Here is a 9,157-nt window from a genome sequence, read left to right on the forward strand (position 1 = left end):
AATGCCCACGCCCACCAGGGGTCCCCGCCTCGGCGGCAGCCCCGCGCACGAGAAGCTGATGCTGGCGAACCTCGCCACCTCGCTTTTCAAGCACGGTCGGATCCAGACCACCGAGACCAAGGCCAAGCGGTTGCGCCCGGTCGCCGAGCGGCTCATCACCAAGGCCAAGCGTGGCGACCTCGCCTCGCGCCGCCTGGTGCTGACCACCGTGCGCGACAAGGACGTGGTGTACTCGCTGTTCAGCGAGATCGCTCCGCGGTTCGCCAACCGGGACGGCGGCTACACCCGGATCGTGAAGACCGGTCCGCGCAAGGGTGACAACGCCCCCATGGCGATCATCGAGCTGGTCGAGGAGCTGGTGGAGGCCGCCCCGGCCAAGCCGGCCGCCAAGAAGACCGCTCGCAAGGCCGCCAAGGCGGACGCGGTCGCCGCGCTCGCCGGTGAGACCGACGACGAGGTGTTCACCTCGAAGAAGGACACCGAGCCGGTCGACGCGGACACCGACGGCGGTTCCGCCTCGGCATCCGGCGACGTCGACGCCGACGGGCCTGGTACCCAGGCCGAGGGCGACGACGACAAGTAGTTCTTACGCACGGTCCGCGGGCCCGGCATCCTTTCTCGGGGTGCCGGGCCCGCGACTATCTGGGGGAACGCCATGAGGCTCCGCCTCGACGTGGCCTACGACGGCACGGACTTCTCCGGCTGGGCGGCGCAACCCGGGCGGCGCACCGTTGCCGGCGTGCTCGCCGCGGAGCTGACCCGGCTGTTCGGGAGCGTGGACGGGCTGACCGTCGCGGGGCGCACCGACGCCGGGGTCCACGCGACCGGTCAGGTGTGCCACATCGACGTGGCCGACGAGGCGTGGGAACGCCTCCGCGACAGCCTCCTGCGGCGGCTGAGCGGCCTGCTTCCGGGCGATGTGCGGGTGCTGTCCGTGGCGCCGGCGCCGGAGGGGTTCGACGCCCGCTTCTCCGCGCTGTGGCGGCGGTACGAGTACCGGGTGACGGACGCGCCGTGGGGACCGCTGCCGCTGCGCCGCCACGACACCCTGGGCTGGCCCCGCCAGCTCTCCCTGACCGCCCTGAACGCCGCCGCGGCGGCACTGCTGGGCGAGCACGACTTCGCGGCGTTCTGCCGGCGCAAGGAACACGCGACGACCGTGCGGGCGGTGCAGCGGCTGGAGTGGCGGCGCGACCCGGACGGCACGCTCGTGGCGACGGTGCAGGCGGACGCGTTCTGCTGGTCGATGGTGCGCAGTCTGGTGGGGGCCCTGCTGGTGACCGGCGACGGCCGGCGGCCGGTGGAGTGGCCGGGGGGCCTGCTCACCAGGCGCGAACGCGCGAACGAGGTGACCGTGGTGCCGGCGCACGGGCTGACCCTGGTCGCGGTGGGCTATCCCGAACACGGGCACGCCGACCGCGCCGAGCAGACCCGACGCCTGCGGGCCTGACGTTCAGGACGAGGCGGGGGCCGGGGTGCCCTTGTTGGTGGCGCGGCCGCCGATGATCCCGTCGCGCAGGTGGGCCGTCAGGATGTCGTTCTGGATCGCCGGCGGGTTGGCGTCGTTGGCCTCGAACGCCTTCGCGTCGGTCCGCGCGATGATGCAGTACGCCAGGAAGTGGCCCTTGGCGTGCCAGCCCAGGATCATCGGTGCCCGCACCAGCGCATCGGTGCCGGTGCCGGCCAGCAGCCCGTTGAACCGGCCCTTCTGGGCGTCGATCGTGGGCTTGATGTTCTCGTGGGCGTTGACCGCGCTGGCGGCGTCCTTGAGGTTGAAGATGCCGGCGGTGATCAGGTAAGCGCCGTCGCCGGTCTTGAGCGTGGCGCGGACGACCTGGTTGCACCCCTGGGCGATCAGCAGCTTGCCGAGATCCTCGCTGGCGGCCTTGCCGCAGTCGGTGCTGGCTTCCTTCTTCAGCACCTCGTAGCCCCCGCCGCCGGTGGTGGCGGCGACCTGGGTCCCGGGGAAGACCTCGTCCTCGGTGAGCGGCGCCGGGTCGACGTCGCGGGAGGAGATGTCGCGGCCGTCGCCGGCCTCCGGGGTGGTGATCCCGGGAGCCTGCGACTCGTTGCCGCTGTCGGAACTCTCGTTGTAGACGAAGTAGGTGCTCAGCCCGCAGACGGCGAGCAGGACCAGCACGCCGATGGTGCTGAGCGCCGCGAGCCAGCGCGAACGCTGCTTCTTGCCGGGCGTGACCGGGTCGACCCGGATCGGGCCGGTGCCGCCTCCTCCGCCGCCCCCGACGCGCGGGATGCTGCCGGTCGTCGGGCCGGTGATGCGCGGGATGCCGCCGGTGGTGTCGGGCCGGACGGTGCGCATGGCGTTGCCCGGCGCCTCCTCCTTGCGCGCGCGGGTGCCGGTGCCGGCCGCCGCCGCGCGGGGCGGCTCGCTGCGCGGCCGGTCGTCGAAGCGCGGATCGCCGCCGCGCGGGTCGCGCGGGTCGGGCTCGTCGAAGCGCGGGTCGTCGAAGCGGGGCCGCTCGTCGAGCCGGTCGCCGCCGCGCGGCAGGTCGCCGTAGACGCGGGGCTCGTTGTAGCGGTCGTTGAACGCCGGCTCGTCGAACCGGGGCTCGTCGTCGTAGCGCGGCTCCGGGGCGACGCGGGGCAGCGTGGCCGTGCGCGGCTCGTCGTCGTAGCGGGTCTCGTTGAACCGGGGGTCGCCGCCCTGCCAGGCCGGACCCTGCTCGTCCTCGTCGCGGTACCGGCGGCCGGGCCCCTCGACGGGGGCGTAGACGGCGGTGGCGTCCTCGAACCCGGGCGTGAACGACGCGGCCTCGCGATTGCGCGGGCGGCTGAAGCCACCGGTCTGCTCGCTCGGCTCGCCGCCGGGCAGGGCACCACCGGGGGCGCCGACACCGGGTACGGCACCGCCCGGAACGGGGCGGACCTGCTCCGGCGGCTCGGGCGCGCGGCGGCGGCCACCGCCGGCGGCGGCGCGGCGCTGGGTGCGGGCGTCCCGCTCGCTCGGGTCGATGAAGCGGAGGATCGGCTCCTCGGTCGGCGGCGGCGGCGCCTCACCGGGGGCCAGGGGCTCGATGCGCTGGAAGATCGGCTGCTCGTCCGGGAGCGGCGCGGGGACCGAGGGACGGCGCGGGATGCCGCGCGAGGTCTCGTCGAGGTCCGGTCCGCTCGGCGGCGCCGTCGGGGAGGCGCTCGGCATGTTGGCGGCGGCGAAGCCGTTGAAGCTGCCGCCGGGCGGGGCGCCGGGGTCGGGATAGCCGCCGGGCGGGGCCGTGGCGCCGCTGGTGCGGGTGGGCAGGGACGACGACGTGCCGAACCCGCCGGGCGGGGGAGCCGGGTTGGCCGACCGGCTCGGCATGGCCGCGGGTCGGCCCGCGGGCGGCGTGCTGCGCGGCTGGGCCGGAGCGCCGCCGAAACCACCCGACGAGGGGGGCGCGGTGCGGGGCTGGGCGGCGGCGCCACCGAAGCTGCCGGGCGGTGCCGCCGGCGGGCGGGCGCCCGGTGCCGGTGCGCCACCGAAGCCGCCGGGCGGCGACGCGGGCGGGCGGGGGCCGCTCTGTGCCGGGGTACCGCCGAAGCCGCCGGGCGGTGACGCGGGCGGGCGGGGGCCGGGCGGCCCGCCGAAGCCGCCGCCGGCGGGGGGCGGGGTGGCGCCGTTGCCGTTGCCGTTGACGCGGCCGCGGGTGGGCCCGTCGGCGATCCTGGGCAGGTTGGCGGTGGGCTCTCCGCCGCGCGCCGGGTCGGCGCCGAACCGGGCCGCCGCGCTCGGCAGCGGGTCGTCGTCGGGCTCGGCCGGGCGGCCCCAGCGGCCGGCACCGGTGGGCGCGGGCGAGACCGGGGCGGAACGGCGTGCGCGCGGCGGCGCGGCGAAGTCGTCGTCCATGTCGTCGGAGCCGCCACCGAATCGGCCGCGCGGCGACGCGAGGCCGTCATCCGGCTCCTCGTCGGAAGGGCGCAGGCCGGCCAGCCAATCGTCCTCGGCGGGGTCGGTCGCCGGCGGCTCTGCCCATCGGCGCCGCCTCGGTCCGGTCCCGTTCGTCATGCACGACAGGTTAACGGACGTATCACTCGTACACACTGCTCGGTTGTCCGCCAACCGGGCACAATGCGCAACGTGACTGAGTTATGCCTTAGTGTTTCGAGAGGGTCTTGACAGGGCGAAAATTCCTCGTCAGAAGCGCTATTGAGCAGTGAGAATGCCGTCTCATGGGATATGTCGACGTGGCCGGTGCCGAGCACACGCTGCCGGACGGGCGGGTCTTATTCTCCGACGTCTCGTTCCGGGTGGGCGAGGGTGCGAAAGTGGCACTCGTCGGGCCGAACGGTGCCGGTAAAACCACCCTGTTGAGGATGGTCGCGGGCGATATTCCGATGCGTATCGGCGCCATTGCGCGCGCCGGCGGACTGGGGATCATGCGCCAGCAGTTCGCCGAAGGAAGTTCCCTCGAAAAAATGGCACTCTCGCTCGCGGCGCCCGCGGTCCGCGCGGCGGGTGAGCGGCTCGCCACGGCGGAGAAAGCCATGCACGCGGCCGAGGCGCGCGGCAAATACAGCACCTCCGCGGGCAAGGCGCAGGTGGCCTACGCGGACGCGCTCGCGGCGTGGGGCGAGGCCGGCGGATACGACGCCGAGGTCCTCTTCGACACCGCCAGCACCGCCGCGCTGAAACTGCCCTGGGAGGCGGTGAAGCAGCGGCCGGTCGACACGCTCAGCGGCGGTCAGCAGAAGCGGTTCGCCCTGGAGATCCTCCTGCGCGGGCCGGACGAGGTGCTGCTGCTCGACGAGCCGGACAACTACCTCGACGTGCCGGGCAAGCGCTGGCTGGAGGAACGTCTCCGCGAGTCCCGCAAGAGTGTGTTGTATGTCTCCCACGATCGGGAACTGCTGGCGCGCACGGCCGATCGGATCGTGGCCGTCGAGGGCGGCTCCGCGTGGGTGCACCCGAGCGGCTTCGCCTCCTGGCACGAGGCCCGCAGGTCCCGCCACGAACGCCTCGAGGAGACCCGCCGCCGCTGGGACGAGGAGCACGAGAAGCTCAAGACGCTGGTCTTCAACCTGAAGGTGAAGGCGGCCAGCAACGACGACATGGCCTCGCAGTACCGGGCGGCGCAGACCCGGCTGCGGAGGTTCGAGGAGGCCGGGGCGCCGCCGTTGCCGCCGAAGGACCAGGACGTGCGGATGCGGCTGGGCGGCGGGCGCACCGCCAAGCGGGCCATCGTCTGCGAACGGCTCGAACTGGAGGACCTGACGTTCCCGTTCGACCTGGAGGTCTGGTACGGCGACCGGGTGGCGGTGCTCGGCGGCAACGGCACGGGCAAGTCGCACCTGCTGCGCCTGCTGGCCCGGGGTGGCACCGATCCGGACGTGGAGCACCTGCCGGTCGACGGCCGGGAGCTGGCGCCGGTGCGGCACGACGGCACGGCGAAGCTGGGTGCGCGGGTGCGGCCCGGCCACTTCTCGCAGACGCACGACCGGCCGGACCTCGTCGGGCGCACGCTGGTGGAGGTTCTGTGGCGGGGCGACGGGCACCGCAAGGGCCTGCCGCGGTCGGAGGCGATGCCCGCGCTGTCCCGCTACGAACTGGCCGCGCAGGCCGACCAGCGGTTCGAGACGCTCTCGGGCGGCCAGCAGGCACGGTTCATGGTGCTGCTGCTCGAACTGTCCGGTGCCACGCTGCTGCTGCTGGACGAGCCGACGGACAACCTCGATCTGGCCAGCGCCGAGGCCCTGGAGGAGGGGCTGCGCGGCTTCGACGGCACGGTCGTCGCCGTCACGCACGACCGGTGGTTCGCCCGTTCGTTCGACCGGTTCGTCGTTCTGCACGGTGATGGTGAGGTTTCTGAGACGCCGGAGCCCATCTGGGATTAGCTTTCGGTGGTGACCCCTCCGGTGGTGCTGACGGTCGGCGGTTCCGACTGCAGCGGCGGATCCGGTGTCCAGGCGGACCTCAAGACTCTGCTGGCCCTGCGGGTGTACGGGGCGAGCGCGGTCACCACCGTCGGCGTGCAGAACACCCGCGCCGCCGCCACCCTCTACGCGGTGCCGGCGGAGGTGCTGGCCGGGCAGTTGACGGCGGTGCTGGACGACCTGCCGGTGCTGGCCGTGAAGACGGGCCTCTTCCCGTCGGCCGACGCGGTGGCGGTGGTTACCGGGCGGGCGCGTTCGGGCGGGCTGCCCAATCTCGTGGTGGATCCGGTGCTGCCGGACGAGGGGCAGGGCGTGTCGCGCCGGGCGGTCGCCGCCGCGCTGGACCGGCTGCTGCCGTACGCGCTGGTGGCGACGCCCAACCGGGACGAGGCGTCGGCGCTGCTCGGCTGGCAGGTGGCGACGCCGGGGGACATGGCGCGCGCGGCCGAGGAACTGGCGGCGCGCGGGCCGAAGTGCGTCGTGGTGACCGGTGGCGACCTGGTGACCGGCACCGAGGCGTTGGACGCGGTGTGGGCCGGTGGGGAGTTCCGGTACATGAGTGCGCCGCGGGTGGCCGCGCGCAACACCAGGGGCAGCGGCGACGTGTTCGCCACGGCGGTGGCCGCCCGGCTGGCGCTCGGGGACGGGCTGCTGGACGCGTTGGCGTTCGCCAAGGGACTGGTGGCGCGCGCGATCAGCGACGCGGCGGGATGGCGTCTCGGGGTCGGGCGCGGGCCGCTCGACGTCTTCGGGTGGTCAGCCGGCTGAGTCGAGGTGGCGGTCGAGGCCGTCGAGGATCAGGTCGAGCCCGAACGCGAACCGGACGTCGCCGTCCCCCTCGGTCATCGCGCCGGCGTGGGCGCTCATCATCGGGAACCGGTCGGCGGGCAGGCTCGCCATGTAGTCGTGCAGCTGTCCGAAGTACGCCTTCGCGAACTCGTCCGGGGTGGTGCCGGCGCGCCGCACCCGGGTCAGGTAGATCGAGCCCTCGTAGACGTCGGCGGTGATGTAGAGGAACAGCCGGTCGAGCGCCCAGCCGGCGGTGCGCGGGGCGAGCCCGGCGCCGGTCATGAGCGCCATCATCCACTCGGAGATGCGCAGCGCGCTGTGGCTGGTGGGCACGTTGGCGAACGAGGCGCCGGCGAGGTCGTTGTAGCGGCGCAGCGTGTGGAAGAGGCCGAACGCCAGTTCGCGTAGCTGCTCCTTCCAGCGGGCGGGGTCGGGCTCGGGCAGCTCGACGCCGGCGGAGACCCGGTCGAGCATGAGCGCGAGCAGCTCCTCCTTGTTGGCCACGTGGGCGTAGAGGCTCGACGGCCCGGTCCCGAACTCCTGCGCGACGCGCCGCATGCTCACGCCCTCGACACCGTCGGTGGCGACGATGCGCAGGGCGACGTCGACGATGCCGTCCTGGCTGAGCACGGGGCGGACGGGGCGGGTCTTGGCGGGGGTGCGCCACGGCGGCGTGGGCAGGGTGTCGTCGGCCATCGTCGGAAAGCTTACTTGACGGCGAACACCGTTCGAGCGTAGAACAGTGTTCGTCAAACGAACACTGTTCAAAACGGGGAGAGTCATGGTGTCACTGGTCGAAGCGCCGGAGCGAACGCCCTACCGGTGGCGGTGGGTCGCGCTCTTCGTGATCCTCGCCGCCGAGGTGATGGACCTGCTGGACGCGCTGGTCACCACCATCGCGTCGCCCGCCATCCGGGCGGATCTGGGCGGGTCGCTCAGCCTGATCCAGTGGCTCGGCGCCGCCTACACGCTGGCGATGGCCGTGGGCCTGCTCACCGGCGGGCGGCTCGGCGACATGTTCGGGCGGCGGCGGATGTTCGTGGTGGGGGCCGTGGGCTTCACCGCCGCCTCGGCCGTCTGCGGACTGGCCCCGAGCGGCGGCGTGCTCATCGGCGCGCGCGTCGTCCAGGGGCTGTTCGGGGCGGTGATGATCCCGCAGGGGCTGGGCATCATCAAGCAGATCTTCCCGCCGCGGGAGACGGCCGCCGCGTTCGGCATCTTCGGGCCGGTCATGGGCATGTCGAGCGTGGGCGGGCCGGTGCTCGCGGGCTGGCTGGTCGACGCGGACTGGTTCGGGCACGGGTGGCGGATGATCTTCCTGATCAACCTGCCGCTGGGGCTGCTCGCCGTGCTCGGCGGGCTGCGCTTCATCCCGGCCGACGGGGTTCTTCCGCGGCGGCCCGGCTGGGACCTCCCCGGCACGGTGCTCGCCGCCGCCGGGTCGTTCCTGCTGGTCTACCCGCTGGTGCAGGGGCGCGAGCTGGACTGGCCGGCGTGGACGTTCGCCATGCTGGGCGGCGCCGTCGTCGTGTTCGCGCTCTTCGGGTGGTACGAGGTGCGCCGCGAACGGGCCGGCGCCGACCCGCTCGTCGTGCCGGGGCTGTTCCGCAAGCGGGCGTTCACCGGCGGGCTCATCGCCGGGGTGGTCTTCTTCGCCGCGCTGATCGGCCTCTCGCTCGCCACCTCGATCTACTACCAGCTCGGGCTGGGCTGGTCGCCGCTCAAGGCCGGCCTCACCGGGCTGCCCAACGCGCTCGGCGCGGTGGTCGGGTTCATCGCCGCAGGTGCGGGGCTGACCGCCCGGCTCGGCCGCAGGCTGCTGCAGGTCGGCGGCGTCGTGATGGCCCTCGGCGCCGGTGGGCTGTGGTGGAGCGTGCAGCACGTCGACGACGTCACGCCGTGGCACCTCGCGCCGGCGCTGGCCGTGACCGGGATCGGGATGGGGCTGTTCATGGCGCCGTTCTTCGACATCGTGCTCGCCGGGGTGGAGCCGCACGAGTCCGGTTCGGCGTCCGGGACGCTCACCTCCGTGCAGCAGCTCGGCGGGGCGCTCGGGATCGCGGTCCTCGGCACCGTGCTCTTCGGCCTGCTGCCGGGCGCCGTGGCCGACCGCGCCGACGCCGCCGCGCCCCCGCTCCGCGCGCGGCTCGCGGCCGCGGGTGTCCCGGCCGGCGACCAGGACCGGATCGTGGCCGGGGTCCGCGCCTGCCTGCGGGACCGCGCCGATTCCGACGACCCTTCGCGGGAACCGGCAACCTGCACCGCGCTCAGCGGATCCGGCCCGGGCGGCGGCGATCCCGCGATCGGCCCGGCGATCGAGACGTACGCGCGGGACGCGGCCCGCACCGGCTTCCGCGACGCCCTGACGCGCACCGTGGCGGTCGCGATCGCCCTGCTGGCGCTGGCCGTGGCCGTGAGCTTCCTGCTCCCGCAGCGGGCCCGCGAGGAGGAATGACCCCCGCTCGTCGATCTTGCAGTTGTGGCTGGGACGCCGCGGGGC

Annotated in this window: 7 protein-coding genes; 5 read left to right on the forward strand and 2 right to left on the reverse strand. The window is 74.0% G+C overall.

Annotation, left to right across the window (positions count from 1 at the left end):
• The first annotated feature begins 1 nt into the window (after position 1).
• Entirely contained in the window at positions 2 to 583 is a 582-nt protein-coding gene (rplQ, locus tag Val02_RS07935; protein ID WP_203898253.1) for a 50S ribosomal protein L17, read from the forward strand.
• A gap of 72 nt (positions 584 to 655) precedes the next feature.
• Positions 656 to 1,450: a tRNA pseudouridine(38-40) synthase TruA gene (gene truA / locus Val02_RS07940; RefSeq protein WP_203898254.1), complete on the forward strand. Its 795-nt coding sequence runs from the start codon at positions 656 to 658 to the stop codon at positions 1,448 to 1,450.
• Between the two features lie 3 nt (positions 1,451 to 1,453).
• Here the strand turns inward: truA and Val02_RS07945 are convergent, their stop codons facing one another.
• Positions 1,454 to 4,003: a hypothetical protein gene (locus Val02_RS07945; RefSeq protein ID WP_203898255.1), complete on the reverse strand. Its 2,550-nt coding sequence runs from the start codon at positions 4,001 to 4,003 to the stop codon at positions 1,454 to 1,456.
• Between the two features lie 164 nt (positions 4,004 to 4,167).
• Between Val02_RS07945 and Val02_RS07950 the strand changes: the two genes are divergently transcribed.
• Entirely contained in the window at positions 4,168 to 5,829 is a 1,662-nt protein-coding gene (locus Val02_RS07950) for an ABC-F family ATP-binding cassette domain-containing protein (RefSeq protein WP_203898256.1), read from the forward strand.
• Positions 5,830 to 5,838: 9 nt separating this feature from the next.
• Positions 5,839 to 6,636, forward strand: coding sequence for a bifunctional hydroxymethylpyrimidine kinase/phosphomethylpyrimidine kinase (gene thiD, locus Val02_RS07955; RefSeq protein ID WP_203898257.1), 798 nt, complete (start codon positions 5,839 to 5,841; stop codon positions 6,634 to 6,636).
• On the opposite strand, the gene Val02_RS07960 is transcribed toward thiD, so the two are convergent.
• Positions 6,625 to 7,353 (reverse strand): TetR/AcrR family transcriptional regulator, encoded by a 729-nt coding sequence (locus tag Val02_RS07960; protein ID WP_203898258.1) that lies wholly within the window; start codon positions 7,351 to 7,353, stop codon positions 6,625 to 6,627. The two genes, thiD and Val02_RS07960, sit on opposite strands and share 12 nt — an antisense overlap.
• Positions 7,354 to 7,438: 85 nt before the next feature.
• On the opposite strand from Val02_RS07960, the gene Val02_RS07965 reads away from it, so the two are divergent.
• Positions 7,439 to 9,112 carry an MFS transporter gene (locus Val02_RS07965; protein WP_203898259.1) on the forward strand — a complete coding sequence of 558 codons (1,674 nt, stop codon included), beginning with the start codon at positions 7,439 to 7,441 and terminating at the stop codon, positions 9,110 to 9,112.
• The last annotated feature ends 45 nt before the right edge of the window (positions 9,113 to 9,157 follow it).

The organism is Virgisporangium aliadipatigenens (assembly GCF_016863615.1).
GTDB classification, from domain to species: domain Bacteria; phylum Actinomycetota; class Actinomycetes; order Mycobacteriales; family Micromonosporaceae; genus Virgisporangium; species Virgisporangium aliadipatigenens.